We start from the raw sequence: 18,416 nt of genomic DNA, 5'->3' as shown, positions 1-18,416 counted from the left end.
AGAGTATTAAGTATTAAGACAAAGAAGATTATGCATAATTTTGAAAAACTTAAAATATGGCAAAAAGCAATGGACATAGCTGTAGAAGTTTATGAGATTTCTTTGCATTTACCTAATGATGAAAAATTTAATTTAATTCATCAAATTAAAAAATGTGCAGTTTCAATACCGTCAAATATAGCTGAAGGTTCAGGTAGAAATCATAACAAAGAGTTTATTCAATTTTTAGGAATAGCCAATGGATCTACTTTTGAATTAATAACTCAATTAATACTTGCTAAAAGATTAAAACTAGTTAATGAAGAAATCATACAACCAATTATAAGTCAATTAGTCGAAGTCTCAAATATGAATTTTTCCTTTCAAAAAACATTAAAAGAAAATATTAAATAACGATTGGCAAGTCTTAATACTTAATACTACAATCTTAATACAAATAAATATGAAAACAGCATATATAGTAAAAGCATACAGAACTGCAGTTGGTAAAGCACCTAAAGGCGTTTTTCGTTTCAAAAGACCAGATGAATTGGCTGCTGAGACAATTGAGCATATGATGAAAGAATTACCAAACTTTGACAAAACTCGTATTGACGACGTCATGGTTGGTAACGCAATGCCTGAAGCCGAACAAGGTTTAAACGTTGCTCGATTAATCTCTTTGATGGGATTAAAAGTAGAAGACGTTCCTGGTGTTACAGTAAACAGATATTGTGCTTCTGGAATTGAAACTATAGGAATGGCAACAGCAAAAATTCAATCAGGAATGGCAGATTGTATCATCGCTGGTGGTGCAGAAAGCATGAGTTATATTCCAATGGGTGGTTACAAGCCAACTCCAGATTATAAAGTTTCAAAAGCAGGTCATGAGGATTATTATTGGGGAATGGGTTTAACGGCAGAAGCTGTAGCCAACCAATTCAAAGTTTCTCGAGAAGATCAGGATGAATTTGCCTATCATTCACATATGAAAGCATTAAAAGCTCAAGCTGAAGGAAGATTTGATGATCAAATTGTTCCAATCACTGTGGAAGAAACTTTCGTGAATGAAAATGGTAAAAAAGAAACACGTTCTTATGTTGTTAAGAAAGACGAAGGACCAAGAGCTGGAACTTCTGTGGCAGCTTTGGCTGGTTTACGTCCTGTATTTGCTGCTGATGGAAGCGTAACAGCTGGAAACTCTTCACAAATGAGTGATGGTGCAGCATTCGTCTTAGTAATGAGCGAAGAAATGGTAAAAGAATTAAATTTAGAACCAATTGCTAGATTAGTAAACTTTGCTTCTGCAGGTGTTGAACCAAGAATTATGGGTATTGGACCAGTTAAAGCAATTCCAAAAGCCTTAAAACAAGCAGGTTTAAAACAATCAGATATTGATTTAATTGAACTTAATGAAGCTTTTGCATCACAATCATTAGCCGTTATTCGCGAATTAGGTTTAAATCCAGATATCGTAAATGTTAATGGTGGAGCAATTGCATTAGGTCACCCACTAGGTTGTACTGGAGCAAAACTTTCGGTTCAACTTTTTGATGAAATGCGCAAACGTGGCAATGCAAAATACGGAATGGTAACCATGTGTGTTGGTACGGGACAAGGTACAGCGGGTATTTATGAGTATTTGAAATAGAAGTTAGAAGAAAGAGGCAAGAGGAAAGATAAAAGACTAATGAAGCATAACTTTAAGAATCTTAAAATTTGGACTTTAGCGATGGAAATTGCTTCAGATGTTCATAATTTATGTTTAGATTTTCCTAAAAATGAAGTTTATGGTTTAATTAGTCAAATGAATAGAGCTGCTGTTTCTATGCCTTCAAATATTGCAGAAGGATCTAATAGAGAAAACACACATTTCAAACATTATTTGAATATTAGTTTAGGTTCTTCATTTGAATTACAAACACAATTATTAATAGCATTACAAAATAAATATATAACTCAAGAAAAAACGATTGAATTAGAAAACAAGATTATTGAATTCCAAAAAATGACTACTGGTTTTATCAGTAAATTGGTTTAATCTTGCTTCTTTCTTCTTTCTTCTTTTCTCTAAAAAAATAAAAAAATGGCAGATATTATCAGAGGAGGACAATTCCTTGTAAAAGAAACAAAATGTGAAGACATCTTCACACCAGAAGATTTCAATGAAGAACAAATCATGATGCGTGATTCGGTTATCGAATTCGTAGACAAAGAACTTTGGCCAAACAAAGAAAGATTTGAAAAGAAAGATTACGCACTTACTGAAGAAGTAATGAAAAAAGCAGGTGAATTAGGTTACCTAAGTATAGCTGTTCCTGAAGCTTATGGAGGAATGGGAATGGGATTTACCAACACCGTATTAGTTTGTGATTATATTTCAGGTGCAACAGGTTCGTTTTCAACAGCTTTTGGTGCTCATACAGGAATTGGAACTATGCCAATTACTCTATATGGAACAGAAGAACAAAAACAAAAATACGTTCCAAAACTAGCTTCTGGTGAGTGGTTTGGAGCTTATTGCTTAACAGAACCAGGTGCAGGTTCAGATGCTAATTCAGGAAAAACTAAAGCAGTTTTATCAGAAGATGGTAAATATTATAGCATTACTGGTGGAAAAATGTGGATTTCAAACGCTGGTTTTTGTCAAGTGTTTATTGTATTTGCTAGAATTGGTGATGATAAAAACATTACGGGTTTCATTGTAGAAAATGATCCTTCAAACGGAATTTCTTTAGGTGATGAAGAACACAAATTAGGTATTCGCTCCTCTTCTACTCGACAAGTTTTCTTTAACGAAACAAAAGTTCCTGTTGAAAATATGTTAGCGGGTCGTGGTGAAGGATTTAAAATTGCCATGAACGCTTTAAATGTTGGTCGAATTAAATTAGCTGCTGCATGTTTAGAAGCGCAACGTAGAACGATTTCTACAGCAATTCAATATGCTAATGAAAGAATGCAGTTTAATGTGCCGATTTCAAGTTTTGGTGCAATTCAATCAAAATTAGCTGAAATTGCTACAAATGCTTATGCTGGAGAAAGTGCTACTTATAGAGCTTCTCATGACATTGAAACTAGAATCAACATTAGAGTTGAAGAAGGAAATTCTCATCAAGAAGCCGAACTAAAAGGAGTTGAAGAATTTGCAATCGAATGTTCTATCTTAAAAGTAGCAGTTTCAGAAGATGTACAAAACTGTACCGATGAAGGAATTCAAATTTTTGGTGGAATGGGATTCTCTGAAGATGCTCCAATGGAAAGCGCTTGGAGAGATGCTCGTATCGCAAGAATATACGAAGGAACTAACGAAATCAACAGAATGCTATCTGTAGGAATGTTGGTTAAGAAAGCCATGAAAGGTCATGTTGACCTATTAGGACCAGCAATGGCTGTTGCAGAAGAATTAATGGGAATTCCTTCTTTTGATGTTCCAGATTATTCTGAATTATTTGCAGAAGAAAAAGAAATGGTTGCCAAATTGAAAAAAGTATTCTTAATGGTTGCTGGTTCTGCAGTTCAAAAATATGGTGCTGAATTAGAATCTCATCAACAATTATTAATGGCTGCTTCAGATATATTAATTGAAATATACATGGCTGAAAGTACTATTCTTAGAACAGAAAAATTAGCTAAAAAAGAAGGTGCTGATAAAGTTCAAGAACAGATTGCAATGGCACAATTGTATTTATACCATGCAGTAGATATCGTAAACCAAAAAGGGAAAGAAGGTATTGTTTCTTTCTCAGAAGGTGATGAACAAAGAATGATGTTAATGGGACTTAAACGTTTTACAAAATATACAAACATGCCAAACGTAATTGGCTTACGTGAAAAAATTGCTGCTAAATTGATTGCGGAAAACAAGTACGCTTTCTAAATAACAGTAAATTTGATTTTAATTTAGTTTGAAAAAAAACCGTTACAAATTGTAACGGTTTTTATTTTATAAAGGCACATCCATATCTATTTTCAGATTAGATTCGTTATCTTCTTTAGTATTTTCTGTTTTATTTGTTTTATTAAACATTAACCCAAACATCATGATAAATGCTGTTAAAACAATTACTTGAATTATCAAGGCATTATTAACCAAAGGGATTGAAAATCCTGCTTCTTGAATCTTTAAAAATAAGATTATCGTAATTAACCCTCTTGGAGCAATAAATAATAAAGGCATTAATGCTACTTTAAAAATCTTTAACTGAATGGCTCTCACCAAATAGATTAATCCAACAATACCTAAGGCTAATTCAAAAGTATTAGGATTCAATACGTCTTCTGTTTTAATTAAAAATCCAAACAATATAAAAAATAACGAACGAATTAAAAATGCAGCTTCAATAGTCAGTTCTTTAAACTTATGAACCTCTTTTTCTAAAGTTCTTGGTTTTAAATACTGAATCCATTTATATTTATCCAACTCATCAAAATTACCCATTACTAAACCAAACAACATAATAAAAAGTAAAGCTGGTAAATGATATACTTCAGAAATTGCAAAAATTAAAACAATTAATAAAACGATAGGTATAAATTTAACATGATGATCTATTCGACTTAATAAAAAAGCTAAAAAAGCTGTAGCAACAAAGGAAATAATTAACATGATTAAAATTTGTAAACCAAAATTTCCTAAAGTTTCAATTTCAATTACCTTGTTTAAAACTAAAAAGTTAAAAAACAAAACTCCTATTATATCTGACAAACTACTTTCATAGATAGCAAACTCTTTATTAAATAGATTTAAATTTCCTACACTAGAAATAGCAATAGCACTACTAATGATACACAATGGAATTGCATTTATCAATCCTTGTTTGTAATCAGCATCTAAAAAATAATAAAAGAAATGTCCAATTACAAAGGCTGTTATAAATAAAGGAACAATAGCTGTTACTAAAGTTTTACCAATAAAAGGTAATTTTCTCTTGTTCATTTGAAGTTCTAATGAACCCTCAAGTACAATCAAAATTAGTCCAAAAGTACCTAAAAAAGGTAATAAAGGATTCAAATCAGGAATCACAATATGCAAAACATCAGTACCTTGTTTCACCAACCAACCCATCAGAATCAATAAAATAACTGAAGGAATTTTGGTTTTGTTGGAGGAAACCGTAAAAGCATAAGCCAATAATAATAAAGCACAAATAGTACTAATAATTACATAATTCATATGAAAAACTTTTTAGCAAGATAAAAATTGTTTTTGAATAATTGGAGACTTCCAACATCATTTATTAAAATATATTTCAACATTTTTTATACAAATTAGACCTATTCTTATTTAACATTTAGTAAATTTACATAGTAACTTTTTATTAAAATTTAAGCTATGTTTTTCTTTAGAACCTTAATTTCATTTTTAAAAGATGATGAATATCGCGACCTACTTTTTACAACAATTTTAATTATTATTACAGGTACTTTTGTCTATCATTATCTTGAAGGTTGGTCGTATATTGATTCTTTATATTTTTCGGTAGTTACTTTAACAACAATTGGTTTTGGTGATTTTGCTCCAAAAACAGATGAAGGAAAATTATTTACCATTTTGTATATTGTAGCTGGCATTGGAATGATTTTGAGTTTTATTAATACAGTCCAACATCATTACACTTACATGAAACATAAAGAACGAAGAGAAATTCTTAAAAATAAAGGTTTGAGGAAGAAAAATGAATAATTATTTCTTATAAAACTTTCTGTATTTAGAGAGTGCAAAAAAGGCAATTACCAAAACTCCTGCAAGAATGTAAACATAATATACAACGCTTTGTTTTTCTCCAGAAGCATAAGAATGCATGCCACTTAAATGAAAATTTACACCAAAGTAAGTCATTAATATAGAAGCAAAAGCCAAAACACTCATGAAATTATAAACCCATAAACCTCTAAGAGCTGGAACAAATCGAGCATGAATTACAAAAGCATAAATCATGATACTGATTAAAGCCCAAGTTTCTTTTGGATCCCAACCCCAATATCTTCCCCAACTTTCATTGGCCCATTGTCCTCCTAAGAAATTTCCAATGGTCAACATCACTAAACCAACAGTTAAAGCTAATTCATTGATGTAAGTAAGTTCTTGAATGCTTAATTTCATTTTTGCTTTATTTTTTTCTGTAGTAAAAATCATTAAGAATAACGAAACCAAGCCAAGCATCATGGCTAAAGTAAATGGTCCATAACTAGCTACAATTACAGCCACGTGAATCATCAACCAGTAAGAATTTAGAACCGGTTGAAGGTTTCCAATAGTAGGATCCATCCAATTCCAGTGTGCTACCATTAAAATCATTGAAACTACAAAAGCTGTAGAAGCAATTGTAAGTTTCGACTTTCTATCAAAAGCTAATCCAAAAAACATAGTTGCCCAAGCGACATAAATCATACTTTCATAAGCATCACTCCAAGGTGCATGACCAGATATATACCAACGCACAATTAATCCAACAGTATGCAATACAAAGAACAAGCCTATCAAAATATGAAAGCCGTTTATCGTATGTGAAATCCATTTTTTTGCATTAAACATTCCTATTATGCTGAAAAAAAGCATCATAATTCCTGCAAACATGTACCAATAATGCAATTTTTTAAAGATGTCGTATTTGTTGTATAAAATTTCTGATTCTATTTTCTTTTCCGACAACATTACTTTTGAACCGTATAGTTTTTGGTACTTGGTTAAACCTGTCAAAAGACTATTTGGAAAAGTATAATCATTAGATTGCGTAGCTTTGTTAACCGCATTTAAATAAAAAGGCAATACATTTTTAATAGTATCCAAAGCTGTTCCTGTTGGTTGATTAACTTCCAAATAAGAAACCCATTTATTGTTTGGGTCATTCGGAATTGGAAATACTTTTAAAATTTGTCCGCCAATAGCAGAGTATAACAAGTTTATTTTTTTATCGGTTTCTATAAAATCTTTTTGAAATTGATTGGGTATGGCTTCTGCATAAGCTTTTTCTAAAAGAGGTTCTAATTTATAATTCCCTTTTGCATCAAAAAAATCGATTAATTTGGCAAATTTAACATCTTTATCAATACCTGCAATTTTTCTGATACTATCATTGCCTCGTTTTAAATATATAATAGGAATTTGATACCAATATTCAGGAAACTGTGTCATAGATAACAATACTTGATCCGAATCCATACCTTCAAAAGTATCGCTTTTTGAAACCTTACGAAGTAATTCTGATGAAAAAGTATTAATAGGCTTCATTCTACCACCAGCATCTTGAATCACAATTTTACCAAAAGCATCTGCTTGTTCTTGTGAAACGTTTTGTTTTTTGATGAACTCTAAAGCCTTTTTAGTATCAGGCATTACTGGTGAGACTTCATTTTCACTGTGATTATGTTGCGAAAAACCAAGCATTGAAAACAGCAAAAATCCTAAGGCCATTAAAGTGGATTTTTTTAATTTTACGTTTTCAAGTTTACGCTTCAAATCAGCAAAACGGGTGTTTTTGTCAAATAAAATAGCCATCAATCCAAAATACAACAAGAAATAACCAAAATAAGTAATCCAAGTTCCCCAAAAATCATGATTTACCGATAAATTAGTTCCTTTTTCATCTGGATCAAATCCCGCTTGAAAGAATCGGTGTCCATCATAATCCAAAATATTATTCATAAATACACTGTCTTTAAACACTTTATTTTCTCTTTTATCTGCAATTTCCAGTTTACTTTTATAGGCTGAATAACTCTTTTCTGTACCTGGATATTTATCAGCAATAAAATCATCTAACTTAATTGAAAAGGGCAATTCATACACTTTACTTCCGTAAAATAAAGTAAAATCTAAATCCCCTACTTTAATATTTTGAGGAACACCTTGTTTCCCTTTGGAACCAATTAAAGTCAGTTCCTCTTGTTTTCCTTGAGCTTTAATAAGTACTGTTACTGCATCATCTGAAGATTTATCTTTAAAATCACCATTGGATTTACTAACCAAATTTCCTTTAATTGCTGGTTCAGGCAATACAAACTGACTTCCACCTAAATTATATAATGAACGAAGCATTAAAGGTTGCACCGAATCTTTAACTACGCCACCTTGAAACTTATCAGCCATTCGCATAAAATTTCCTTCAAAAGGTGCTTGAATAAAGTACTCATTTTCTGTTTTGGTGATGTTTATTGCTCCTTTGGTAAATTTATTGAAAGCAAAAAGGATGTTGTGAATATTTTGAACTTCCCCTTCTTTTAAATAATGATCATGACGCGTTCCTTCTCCGGATTCTACTAATTTGATGTAATAGTTTCCGTTTTCATTGGCTTCAAAAGATTCTGTAGCATTCATTACAAAATCTTTATACTCAATTTCGAAAGGAATTCCATTGAACTCATTTCGTATGGAGAAATTATTATTGGCTAAAAGTAAATTTACTGGAGTCAATAAAACGTCTTTAGAAAATGTTTTACGTTTCATTTCACCTTGATATTCTCCATCAACAAGAGCCGTTAAATAGGTCTTATCCGAATAAAAAACAGAAGAAGTTTCACCTTCTCGAATGGGCATCATTCCTTCATAACTAATATATCTAGTAACAAAAGCACCAATCAAAATAAAAATGAAAGATAAGTGCAACAATAATGTAGCCCATTTTTCTTTTTTATACAATTGGTAACGTTTGATATTTCCAAAGAAATTAATCACGAAAAAAACCATAATTACCTCAAACCACCAAGCATTGTAAATGATTTTTTTAGCTACATCTGTATTGGTAGCGTCTTCAATGAAGGTTCCTGCTGCCATAGCTCCTGCAAAAGCAATAAATAAAAAAGCCATTAAACGTGTAGAAAACAGAATGGAAAATATAGATTTATTCATGATAAGGATAAGTTCAGTAATTTGATTTTTTAATCATTTGCAAAGATAATTAATTGAAAAAAGAAAAGCTTTATAAATTGACTTTATTAATAGATATTTAAGAATTGTATACAATAAAAAATCACTTTAATTAATGAAAACTAAAGTGATTTTAAAAAATACTTCTATCAAACTAAACTTGATTCAGTTTCTAAAGATTCTGAATCAATTTCAGAATGACAAAGATTATAGATACATTTTAAATGAGAAATCAATCTTAAAAAACAAACATAGCTCTTTCACCCATCAATTCATTAACTTCTTCTGCAACTTGTTCTAGGACAGCTTCATCGGTATGATTTACTAAAACTTTATCAATCAAAGCTACAATAGTTTCCATATCTCCCTCTAACAAGCCACGAGTTGTTATTGCTGGTGTTCCTACACGAATTCCAGAAGTTACAAAAGGAGATTTATCATCAAAAGGAACCATATTTTTGTTTACTGTAATTTCTGCTTTTACTAACGCGTTCTCAGCTTCTTTACCCGTAATATTTTTATTTCTTAAGTCTATCAACATCATGTGATTATCCGTTCCACCTGAAATTAGATTATACCCTCTTTTTACAAATGCTTCAGCCATAGCTTTGGCATTTTTTTGTACTTGCATCGTATATCTAAAAAATTCATCTGTTAAAGCTTCACCAAAGGCAACCGCTTTAGCTGCAATAATGTGCATCAATGGACCACCTTGATTACCAGGAAAAACAGCCATATCTAAAATATGAGACATCATTCTTGTTTCTCCTTTTGGTGTTTTTAAACCCCATGGATTTTCAAAATCTTTACCCATCATTATCAATCCACCTCTTGGGCCACGCAATGTTTTGTGTGTTGTGGTTGTAATGATATGGCAATGAGGCACAGGATCGTTCAATAAACCTTTTGCAATTAATCCAGAAGGATGAGAAATATCAGCCAACAATAAAGCGCCAACTGAATCTGCAATAGCTCTAAATCGCTCAAAATCCATATCACGAGAATAAGCAGAAGCCCCTGCAATAATCATTTTAGGTTGCTCTTTTGTAGCTATTTCTTGAATTTTATCATAATCTAATAATCCTGTTTTCTCATCAACTCCATAAAATACAGGATTGTATAATCGTCCTGAGAAATTAACTGGTGAACCGTGTGTTAAATGACCACCATGAGATAAATCGAATCCTAAAATTTTGTCACCTGGTTTTAAACAAGCAAAAAATACAGCTGTATTGGCCTGAGAACCAGAATGAGGTTGCACATTAGCATATTCGGCACCAAATAAAGCCTTGGCTCTATCAATTGCTATTTGCTCTACAATATCAACTACTTCACATCCTCCATAATAACGCTTTCCAGGATAACCTTCGGCATATTTATTGGTCAATACAGAACCCGCAGCTTCCATTACTTGGTCGCTTACAAAGTTTTCTGAAGCAATTAATTCAATTCCGTGAATTTGTCTGTCTTGTTCGTCAAGAATAAGATCAAAAATTTGTTCGTCGCGTTGCATTTGGTTGAATTTTCGTTAAATTTTCTTCAAAATTACAAAAATCGTTTGTTAAATTAATAGTAAAGTTTATATTTGGTTATTAATTTTTCAACAACAAATCAACAATATAATTATGCCAAATATAGCAAACGACCCCAAAAGAAAATCATGGATAGAAGTTCCTGAAAACAGCGACTTCCCGATTCAAAATATTCCTTTTGGAGTTTTTATTACCAAAGAAGACGTGATCACAATTGGAACAAGAATTGGAAATTGTGCCATAGATATGGGTGCTTTACAACAATTGGGTTATTTTGAAGGAATAGATTTAACCGATGACATGTTCATGCAAGATACCTTAAACGACTTTATTTCGGATGGAAAAAAAACTTGGCGATTAGTCAGAAATCGATTAGCTGAAATTTTTGATGAAAACAATCCAAAATTAAGAGACAATCCAAAACAAAGAGATATCGTTATTTTTAAAATGGAAGATATCGAAATGCAATTACCTGTTCAAATTGGAGATTATACTGATTTTTACAGTTCCAAAGAACATGCAACTAACGTAGGCAAAATGTTTCGTGATCCAGAAAATGCTTTGTTACCCAATTGGTTGCACATTCCTGTAGGTTATCATGGTAGAAGTTCAACCATTGTTCCTAGTGGAAGACCTATTAGAAGACCAAACGGACAAACATTCCCTGCAGATGCTACTGAACCGATTTTTGGTCCTTCAAAATTAGTCGATTTTGAATTGGAAATGGCTTTCATAACAACAGATGCCAATTTAATGGGAGAACCAATTCCAGTAGATGAAGCGGAAGATTATATTTTTGGAATGGTCTTGTTTAACGATTGGAGTGCTAGAGATATTCAAAAGTGGGAATATGTGCCCTTAGGCCCTTTTTTAGCTAAAAACTTTGCCTCTACAATTTCGCCTTGGATTGTTACAATGGATGCTTTACAACCTTTTAGAGTGGAAAGTCCAGCACAATCTCCAACTCCAATGAAATACTTGCAACAAAAAGACAAACATACTTTCGACATTCATTTAGAAGTAGCGCTTCAACCTGAAAATGCAGAAGAAACTGTGATTAGTAAATCCAATTTCAAATACATGTATTGGACAATGGCTCAGCAACTGGCTCATCATACCGTTAATGGGTGTAGAGTAAATTCAGGAGACATGATGGGAAGTGGAACAATATCTGGTCCAACACCAGACAGCTACGGCTCTATGTTAGAACTCTCTTGGAGTGGCAAAAATCCAATTAAACTAAATGATGGATCAGAACGAAAATTCATTAATGATAACGACACCGTAATCATGAAAGGTTTTTGTAAAAATGAGGAAGTTAGAATTGGTTTTGGTGAATGTAGTGGAAAATTATTACCTGCATTGGAAATAAAGTAAGATGAAAATTCTGATTTGTTTTCTTTTTTTAAGTTTAAATTGCTTGGGTCAAGAAATGACTGACCTCTTTTTTCGCGGATTGAAAGCAGATGTTAAAACAATGACAGAAATTGGATATTACAAATACCAAGACAACCATATTGAAGAAAGAACCAAAACGGAATATGCTTATAACAAAAAAGGAGGGCAAACATTAGTCAAGTACTACAAGAGTTTTACAGATAACAAACATTATTCTTCATTAATAACAACATTTGATGTTAATGATAACCCAATAAAAAAAGTAGGGTATCAAAATGACACTTTATTGAACAATAAAATTACTTACGAGTACAATAAAGCCAATAAAGTTACATTTGAAAATCATTATTCTAAAAACGGAATGCTTAGTGAAACCTACGGATTTGTTTATGACTCAATAGGAACTCTAAAAGAAAAAATCGTTTATAGTTATGGAAAATATGTGTTAAAAAATGCATATAGTTATGATGCTAAGAACAGATTAATTTTAACCGAAGTTTACAATCAAAAGTTGGATTTAATATCGAAATATGGCATAGTTTATAAAAAAAACCTTATGGTTGAACGCAACAGCTGGTCTATAAACAACCCTAAATACATTAAAAAATCAGTTAATAGCTATAATTCTAAGAACCATCTCATCAAAACTATAGAATATGAAAATGATCATGTTTTGTACGAAATAAATTATCAAACTGATGAAAATGGCAATCAACTTTCTATCACCATCAGTTATCCAAATGGCATTAAAACAGCAACTAAAAAAAAATACGATGCTAACAACAATGTTACAGAAGTAATTGAAATGGTAAACGATGAAGTAAAATCCAACTATTATTATACTTATGAATATGATTCTAAAAATAATTGGATTGAAAAAACGGAATCCGATGCTAAAGATGATCCAAATCCATGGAGAACCAAGCGAATAATTTCTTATTATAATTAAATTAAAAATGCTATTTTGAAAAAAATGGCATTTTCTTTGGTTATAGAATAAATCAATCCAAAATATAATATATTTGCTAAAACCTTTTACTCATGAAATCGCCATTAGCAAAATGTTGGTGCAAACAAACACAAATAGAGTAAAACAATTCCTTATGACTTTTAAAAACAATAAATATCTACATATGAAATCGCCATTAACAACAAGATTGCATAAGCAAACACCAATAAATAAAAAGGCGATACCATATATGACCGCTAACAAATAAATTTTACATATATGAAAAAAATTACTTTTATTTTACTAGCTATAATTATAACTGCTTGTGGGAGTGGAAATGTTGAAAAATTAATTAGCAATGGAAATTATGATGCGGCCATAAACAAATCAATTTCAAAACTAAGAACAAATAAAAACGCCAAAGGAAAACAAGAATACGTTTACTTACTTCAAGAAGCTTACGCAAAAGCTAACGAAAGAGATCTTACACAAATAACTCGTTTGTTAAAAGAAGCCAATGCTTCCAACTTTGAGAGCGTTTATAATTTATACCTCAACTTACAATCCAGACAAGACAAAGTAAGACAAATTTTACCCTTAAAGTTATTAAAAGAAGGTCAAGAGGCCGTTTTTGCAATGAAGGATTACACCGATGAGATTATTTCAAGTAAAAATGGATTATCCAGTTATTTATATGCCAATTCTGTAAAGCTATTAGAATCTAGCAACAAAATAGACATTCGTCAAGCCTATGATGATTTGTTATATTTGGATAAGTTAAATCCAAACTTTAGTGATGTTCGTAAAAAAATAGACGAAGCTCAGTTTAAAGGAACTGATTTTGTTTTCGTATCTACCAAAAATGAAACTAATACTGTAATTCCGGTTCGTTTACAAGATGATTTATTAAATTTTGGAACCTTTGGATTAAATGATAAATGGACCGTATATCACAATAAAAAGCAAAAAAACATCAACTATGATTTTGGAATGTTGGTGAATTTCCGACAAATCAATATTTCTCCTGAACAAATCAAAGAAAAAGAGTTTATTAAAGAAAAACAAGTCAAAGATGGATTAAAAAACCTAGTGGACAACAACGGAAATGTAGTAAAAGACAGTCTTGGAAAAGTTATAAAAGTAGACAATTTTAAAACCATAAGAGTCAATATTTACGAATTTAGACAATTCAAAACCGTGCAAGTTACAGCTAAAGTGGATTATGTTGATTACAGAACGAATCAATTGATTGAATCATTTCCCCTTGCAAGTGAATTTGTTTTTGAAAACATTTACTCCACCTTTAATGGGGATAAAAACGCTTGTGAACCAGAATATTACGAATACTTTGACAGAAGAGCGGTTGCCTTTCCAAGTAATGAACAAATGATTTTTGATAGTGGCGAAGATTTAAAAAACAAGTTAAAAACCATCATTACTGGTAATAAATTCAGGAGATAAATATCTTAAAAACCCCAAAAATAAACAGGTTTGTAAATTGAAAATTCTTCTTGAGTTTTAGTTAACAAACCTGTTTTTTTGTTTCTATCATATACCCAAATAGAATTGGAATCTTGATTTGCAACTAAAACCTTTTTGTCATCATCAGCCAATATAAAATTCCTTGGTGCTGCACCTGTTGCTATAGATTGAATTTTATTCCAACTTCCATCTTCATGCTTTTGAATAACCACTAATACATTATCAGTTCCTCTAACAGAAGCATATAAAAAATTTCCATCAGCACTTAAACGAACTTCTGCAGCCGAACCTTTTGTAGTTGGTGTTTCAGTTAATGAAATGTATTGCAAAAGTTCTAACTTATTGTTTTCGTATTTAGCAATTCCTACTTCATTTGTTAATTCAAACGTAATAAATAGGTATTTTCCCGATTTATCAAATGCAATATGTCTTGGTCCTTTCCCAGGAATGGTAGGATAGGCAAAAGCCTTTTCTGTTTCAACCAAAGAAGTGTCATCTTGATTAAAAGGAACTATTTCAATGGTATCATTTCCTAAATCTGCAATAAATAATTTATTATCGGTAGGATGAAAAACCACAGAATGTACATGAGGATTTCGTTGTCTATCGTTATTAACACTTTTTCCTTCATGCTGAATCAATTGAACCTGCTCTCCTATTTTACCGTTTTCATTTAATGGAAAAACAGTATAGTTTCCACCAGAATAATTTCCAACAACAATAAATTTTTCATTTGGACTCAGGGAAATATAACATGGATCATTTCCAAAAGTAGCAACAGAATTAATCGTTATGAATGTTTTAGTAACACTATCAAAAGCAAATGAAGTAACTCTACCTCCAGTTTTACTTTGAAATTCTTCAACAGCAATTACAATATTTTTAGCTTTATTTGAAATTACAAACGAGGGATTTTTTACATCAGCAACTACTGAATTTAAAGTGATTTCATTCGTTTTTGTATCAAAATTAATATAGTTGATTCCTTGTGAAGGATTTTCAGTGTAGGTTCCCACCAAAAAAGATTGATTTTTAGTTGAACTACAATTCGAAAATAAAAAAGGAAGTATTAGAAAACAGAAATAGTTTTTCATTTGAAAAAATTAAACAAACTGTTTCAAATCATTAGCGTCAATTCCATCATGGGAATCATGATAAACAGCTTTTCCGTTTTTAATTACAAGAATTTGTGGTGATTGATGTTGCACATTATAGCGATGAGCCATTTCATTTGAAATATCTCTGTGATTCAATAAATCCAACAAATACCAATCTATTTTATCTTCTGGATAACTAAACGCTGCATCAAATTGCTTCAAAGCAAAACGACTAATACTACATCTTGTACTGTGTTTAAAAATAACGACAGGTTTTGTTTCAGAAACAGCATCAATTTCATCCAATTGACTCAATGCTGCCAAAGTAAAAAACTTAGCTTCTTGTCCGTTTTCATTAACCTCTTTTCCTCCAAATAATGAATCTAAAAATCCCATTTTAATTTATTTTTTTAAATTATGTCAGCTAATCATTGTTGTATGAACCATAAAAAACAAGTCCAATTAGGTTTTGTTACACAAAAGCACAATAATTACAAGGTACTTTGCAAAGGTAAGGAAAAGTAACGTCGTAGAAATAAAACTTTACAAAAGATATATCTAAATACTCTACCATCCCCTCTTCCCAAGAGGGGTGCCCGAAGGGCGGGGTGTTCTTTTCAAAAAACACTTAATTAAACATAAAAAAACAAGTTCAATACTATTTATTAACTTTATGTCAAATTACCACAGTAACTTCCTTTCTTCCCAAGAGGGGTGCCCGAAGGGCGGGGTGTTCCACCCACTCCACAAATTCTCTCGACTTGAGAAATATTTATTAATTCAACCCGTTGAACCCGGATAGCTCATTGTACTCATTGCCTGTGCGAACGTTTTTGTTTACTTTTTGTCCGATGGCATTGTAAAAATAGTGAATCATAAACTATTTTGGCATGTTTTTAATATCTTCTCTACTAAAACCTGCATTTAATATTAATGTCGTGTCTATTATTCTTAGGTTTTGTTCAACAATAATTACTTCAGGATCATTTGTGTTGTATTTGGCATAATAAAAATTATTCGGTTTAACAATTATTTTGTAAGGTTCAAATAATTTTTTCAAACCACTATTACATGTACTTATTTTTATACCATTTAGATAATAGCTAAAATAGAAATAAGATCTTTTAGGAAGTTTTTGAATGCTATCAAATTTTGTAATTATAATAATTCCTTTTTGTTTTGTTTGCTTTTTAACACGAAAGTCATTTAATGTCAAAATAAATAAAAACATTAAAATAACAAAAACAATATAAATTCCTGGTTTTAAACTTTTATTCATAAACTAATCATTTACTAAATTTGGTGCCGCATTAGATCCTGTATCAACAATACCTTTAAAATACTCACTTACGATTTTACCCTTAACACCCTCACTTTCAAGATAATTGTCAGTTGCCTTTTCAAAACGATTACGCTTTTGTTTGTGTTTGTGGATGCGAAGTCTGGAGACATTCGCAAAGCGACCTATATAATTCGCACAGCTGGGGCAGGTTCGTCAATAACACTTGTTAATAAACGTTTTTTTATTGTTCCTATTAAATTGAATTGTGTTAAATTTTAAATCATTTTTAAAAATTTGTTGAATTTGTTTTTTTTTATCTATCAAAATACTGTCATTTATATTTACATTATATGTAGGTTCAGCATCTGATATATTGATGTTTTTTTTATTAGCTAATTCTATAATTAAAGTATCATTAACAAGTTTATAATTCTTTTTTAATAAATAATAATTGCTATCTATTATACTTGAAATATTAGCTATTAACCTTACTTCTTTAGAAGAGTTGTAATGATTTATATAATTAAAACCATCTTTCATATAAAAACAATCTTCTTTATAGACATAAGTTTGATTTGTTTTACAACTTAAAGTAATAAATAAAATTAAAACGAAAAAAAAATTGATATATAATTTCATACTATTTATTGATTATCCCCAGCTGTCCGAAGTGTTCAATAATAACGGCGGCTTTGCGAATGTCTCCAGACTTCGCAACAATATCACAATCAATATCCCGCTCCCACGCGAATCCTTTGGCTTAGAACGTTCTTGTTTATTTTTTACCTGACTGCATTGTAAAAGTAAAAAATTGAGTTTCCATTTCAAAATAAATTAAAAGCTCACGAAAGAATTTGTGCGGTAGCGTGTGTAGTACCACTTTTTTTTCTAAAAATTGGCTTTTGGTAAGTGTAAGTTACGATTTCAGAGTTCATGTTAATGTTTTTTAACACCCCACCCTTCGGGCACCCCTCTTAAAATGAGGGGAATTTAATTGTGCATCTTGTGCTTTGTAAAATTTATAATTTAATAATATTTAAAATATTATCCCCTTTTACGTAATAAGTACAAAGTACCTACCATCCCCTCTTCCCAAGAGGGGTGCCCAAAGGGCGGGGTGTTACACCTACTCCACAAATTCTCTCGACTTGAGAAATATTTATTAATACAACCCGCTAAAACTCGATAACTAAATGTAATTATTGCCTGAGCGAAAGTTTTTGTTTACTTTTTGTCCAACAGCATTGTAAAAATAGTGAATCATAAACTATTTTGGCATATTTTCAATATCTTCTCTACTAAAACCTGCATTTAATATTAATGTCGTGTCTGTGATTTCTTTGTTAAAATCAACGATTATATCTTCATATTCATCTAAGTATTTTATTTCAAAAAATCTACCAATTTTTTTGGAAAAGCCATCTGGTGCTTCATTTAACAAATCCTTTAGTTTTTTATTACTTTTATGGTATTCAAACGTATAATCTCTTGATTTAGGATATCTTTTAAATTCTACAAACTTTCCAACTCCAACTTTACCATTCTTCTCGATATTATTAAATTTTATTTTAGCATTTATAATGAAAGGAAATATTGCTGAAAAAACAATTCCAACAAATATTAATCCTATTTTATTTTTCTTAATGGAGTTAATTATTTTATTTTTCATCTAAAACTAAATTTGGAGCTGCATTTGAGCCAGTTTCAATTAATAATTTAAAATACGTACCTACTATTTTGCCTTTTGTGCCAGTTCCCAGCTGTCCGAAGTGTTCAATAATAACGGCGGCTTTGCGAATGTCTCCAGACTTCGCAACAATATCACAATCAA

General features: G+C 31.1%; 16 protein-coding genes. 8 read left to right on the top strand and 8 right to left on the bottom strand.

What is annotated here, in order from left to right; all coding sequences use genetic code 11:
• Positions 1-30 precede the first annotated feature (30 nt).
• The 4 genes from ACTF56_RS07650 to ACTF56_RS07635 are packed head-to-tail and all read left to right on the top strand — an operon-like array spanning position 31 to position 3,856.
• On the top strand, positions 31-393 hold the full coding sequence (locus ACTF56_RS07650) for a four helix bundle protein (protein WP_438966323.1): 363 nt from the start codon (positions 31-33) through the stop codon (positions 391-393).
• Positions 394-442: 49 nt separating this feature from the next.
• Positions 443-1,630 (top strand): acetyl-CoA C-acyltransferase, encoded by a 1,188-nt coding sequence (locus tag ACTF56_RS07645; protein ID WP_438966322.1) that lies wholly within the window; start codon positions 443-445, stop codon positions 1,628-1,630.
• Positions 1,631-1,669: 39 nt separating this feature from the next.
• Entirely contained in the window at positions 1,670-2,020 is a 351-nt protein-coding gene (locus ACTF56_RS07640; RefSeq protein WP_438966321.1) for a four helix bundle protein, read from the top strand.
• A gap of 45 nt (positions 2,021-2,065) precedes the next feature.
• The gene (locus tag ACTF56_RS07635; RefSeq protein WP_438966320.1) at positions 2,066-3,856 is read left to right on the top strand and encodes an acyl-CoA dehydrogenase family protein; all 1,791 of its coding nucleotides are present in this window, start codon (positions 2,066-2,068) and stop codon (positions 3,854-3,856) included.
• A gap of 66 nt (positions 3,857-3,922) precedes the next feature.
• Here the strand turns inward: ACTF56_RS07635 and ACTF56_RS07630 are convergent, their stop codons facing one another.
• Positions 3,923-5,152 carry a sodium:proton antiporter gene (locus ACTF56_RS07630; protein WP_438966319.1) on the bottom strand — a complete coding sequence of 410 codons (1,230 nt, stop codon included), beginning with the start codon at positions 5,150-5,152 and terminating at the stop codon, positions 3,923-3,925.
• A gap of 159 nt (positions 5,153-5,311) precedes the next feature.
• Between ACTF56_RS07630 and ACTF56_RS07625 the strand changes: the two genes are divergently transcribed.
• Positions 5,312-5,662 carry a potassium channel family protein gene (locus tag ACTF56_RS07625; RefSeq protein WP_438966318.1) on the top strand — a complete coding sequence of 117 codons (351 nt, stop codon included), beginning with the start codon at positions 5,312-5,314 and terminating at the stop codon, positions 5,660-5,662.
• On the opposite strand, the gene ccsA is transcribed toward ACTF56_RS07625, so the two are convergent.
• Both ccsA and glyA read right to left on the bottom strand, forming a co-directional pair.
• Positions 5,663-8,827, bottom strand: coding sequence for a cytochrome c biogenesis protein CcsA (ccsA, locus tag ACTF56_RS07620; protein WP_438966317.1), 3,165 nt, complete (start codon positions 8,825-8,827; stop codon positions 5,663-5,665).
• 256 nt (positions 8,828-9,083) lie between these two features.
• Entirely contained in the window at positions 9,084-10,358 is a 1,275-nt protein-coding gene (glyA, locus tag ACTF56_RS07615; RefSeq protein WP_438966316.1) for a serine hydroxymethyltransferase, read from the bottom strand.
• Positions 10,359-10,470: 112 nt separating this feature from the next.
• Here glyA and fahA point away from each other — a divergent pair, with 112 nt between their 5' ends.
• From fahA to ACTF56_RS07600, 3 genes are all read left to right on the top strand, one after another.
• Positions 10,471-11,754 (top strand): fumarylacetoacetase, encoded by a 1,284-nt coding sequence (gene fahA, locus ACTF56_RS07610; RefSeq protein ID WP_438966315.1) that lies wholly within the window; start codon positions 10,471-10,473, stop codon positions 11,752-11,754.
• 100 nt (positions 11,755-11,854) lie between these two features.
• The gene (locus tag ACTF56_RS07605; protein WP_438966314.1) at positions 11,855-12,724 is read left to right on the top strand and encodes a hypothetical protein; all 870 of its coding nucleotides are present in this window, start codon (positions 11,855-11,857) and stop codon (positions 12,722-12,724) included.
• A gap of 279 nt (positions 12,725-13,003) precedes the next feature.
• Positions 13,004-14,185, top strand: a complete 1,182-nt coding sequence (locus ACTF56_RS07600; RefSeq protein WP_438966313.1) for a hypothetical protein — start codon at positions 13,004-13,006, stop codon at positions 14,183-14,185.
• A gap of 5 nt (positions 14,186-14,190) precedes the next feature.
• Here ACTF56_RS07600 and ACTF56_RS07595 read toward each other — a convergent pair whose 3' ends face one another.
• From ACTF56_RS07595 to ACTF56_RS07575, 5 genes are all read right to left on the bottom strand, one after another.
• Positions 14,191-15,222 carry a lactonase family protein gene (locus ACTF56_RS07595; protein WP_438966312.1) on the bottom strand — a complete coding sequence of 344 codons (1,032 nt, stop codon included), beginning with the start codon at positions 15,220-15,222 and terminating at the stop codon, positions 14,191-14,193.
• Positions 15,223-15,309: 87 nt separating this feature from the next.
• A complete protein-coding gene (gene ytxJ, locus ACTF56_RS07590) occupies positions 15,310-15,699 on the bottom strand; it encodes a bacillithiol system redox-active protein YtxJ (protein WP_438966311.1) in 390 nt (129 codons plus the stop codon).
• Between the two features lie 484 nt (positions 15,700-16,183).
• Positions 16,184-16,582, bottom strand: coding sequence for a hypothetical protein (locus tag ACTF56_RS07585; protein WP_438966310.1), 399 nt, complete (start codon positions 16,580-16,582; stop codon positions 16,184-16,186).
• 216 nt (positions 16,583-16,798) lie between these two features.
• Positions 16,799-17,125, bottom strand: a complete 327-nt coding sequence (locus ACTF56_RS07580; RefSeq protein ID WP_438966309.1) for a hypothetical protein — start codon at positions 17,123-17,125, stop codon at positions 16,799-16,801.
• Between the two features lie 727 nt (positions 17,126-17,852).
• Positions 17,853-18,254, bottom strand: a complete 402-nt coding sequence (locus ACTF56_RS07575; protein WP_438966308.1) for a hypothetical protein — start codon at positions 18,252-18,254, stop codon at positions 17,853-17,855.
• Between the last annotated feature and the right edge of the window lie 162 nt (positions 18,255-18,416).

It is taken from the genome of Flavobacterium sp. (assembly GCF_965657075.1).
GTDB lineage: Bacteria > Bacteroidota > Bacteroidia > Flavobacteriales > Flavobacteriaceae > Flavobacterium.
This window is presented reverse-complemented; position numbering and strand designations above follow the sequence as displayed.

Excerpts from the sequence above, each read along its gene's own strand:
- ACTF56_RS07630 (WP_438966319.1), bottom strand. The coding sequence starts at position 5,152 with ATGAATTATGTAATTATTAGTACTATTTGTGCTTTATTATTATTGGCT.
- glyA (WP_438966316.1), bottom strand. The coding sequence starts at position 10,358 with ATGCAACGCGACGAACAAATTTTTGATCTTATTCTTGACGAACAAGAC.
- ytxJ (WP_438966311.1), bottom strand. The coding sequence starts at position 15,699 with ATGGGATTTTTAGATTCATTATTTGGAGGAAAAGAGGTTAATGAAAAC.
- ACTF56_RS07645 (WP_438966322.1), top strand. The coding sequence starts at position 443 with ATGAAAACAGCATATATAGTAAAAGCATACAGAACTGCAGTTGGTAAA.
- ACTF56_RS07605 (WP_438966314.1), top strand. The coding sequence starts at position 11,855 with ATGACAGAAATTGGATATTACAAATACCAAGACAACCATATTGAAGAA.
- ACTF56_RS07585 (WP_438966310.1), bottom strand. The coding sequence starts at position 16,582 with ATGAATAAAAGTTTAAAACCAGGAATTTATATTGTTTTTGTTATTTTA.
- ACTF56_RS07600 (WP_438966313.1), top strand. The coding sequence starts at position 13,004 with ATGAAAAAAATTACTTTTATTTTACTAGCTATAATTATAACTGCTTGT.
- ACTF56_RS07625 (WP_438966318.1), top strand. The coding sequence starts at position 5,312 with ATGTTTTTCTTTAGAACCTTAATTTCATTTTTAAAAGATGATGAATAT.
- ACTF56_RS07650 (WP_438966323.1), top strand. The coding sequence starts at position 31 with ATGCATAATTTTGAAAAACTTAAAATATGGCAAAAAGCAATGGACATA.
- ACTF56_RS07575 (WP_438966308.1), bottom strand. The coding sequence starts at position 18,254 with ATGAAAAATAAAATAATTAACTCCATTAAGAAAAATAAAATAGGATTA.
- fahA (WP_438966315.1), top strand. The coding sequence starts at position 10,471 with ATGCCAAATATAGCAAACGACCCCAAAAGAAAATCATGGATAGAAGTT.
- ACTF56_RS07635 (WP_438966320.1), top strand. The coding sequence starts at position 2,066 with ATGGCAGATATTATCAGAGGAGGACAATTCCTTGTAAAAGAAACAAAA.
- ACTF56_RS07580 (WP_438966309.1), bottom strand. The coding sequence starts at position 17,125 with ATGAAAGATGGTTTTAATTATATAAATCATTACAACTCTTCTAAAGAA.
- ACTF56_RS07640 (WP_438966321.1), top strand. The coding sequence starts at position 1,670 with ATGAAGCATAACTTTAAGAATCTTAAAATTTGGACTTTAGCGATGGAA.
- ccsA (WP_438966317.1), bottom strand. The coding sequence starts at position 8,827 with ATGAATAAATCTATATTTTCCATTCTGTTTTCTACACGTTTAATGGCT.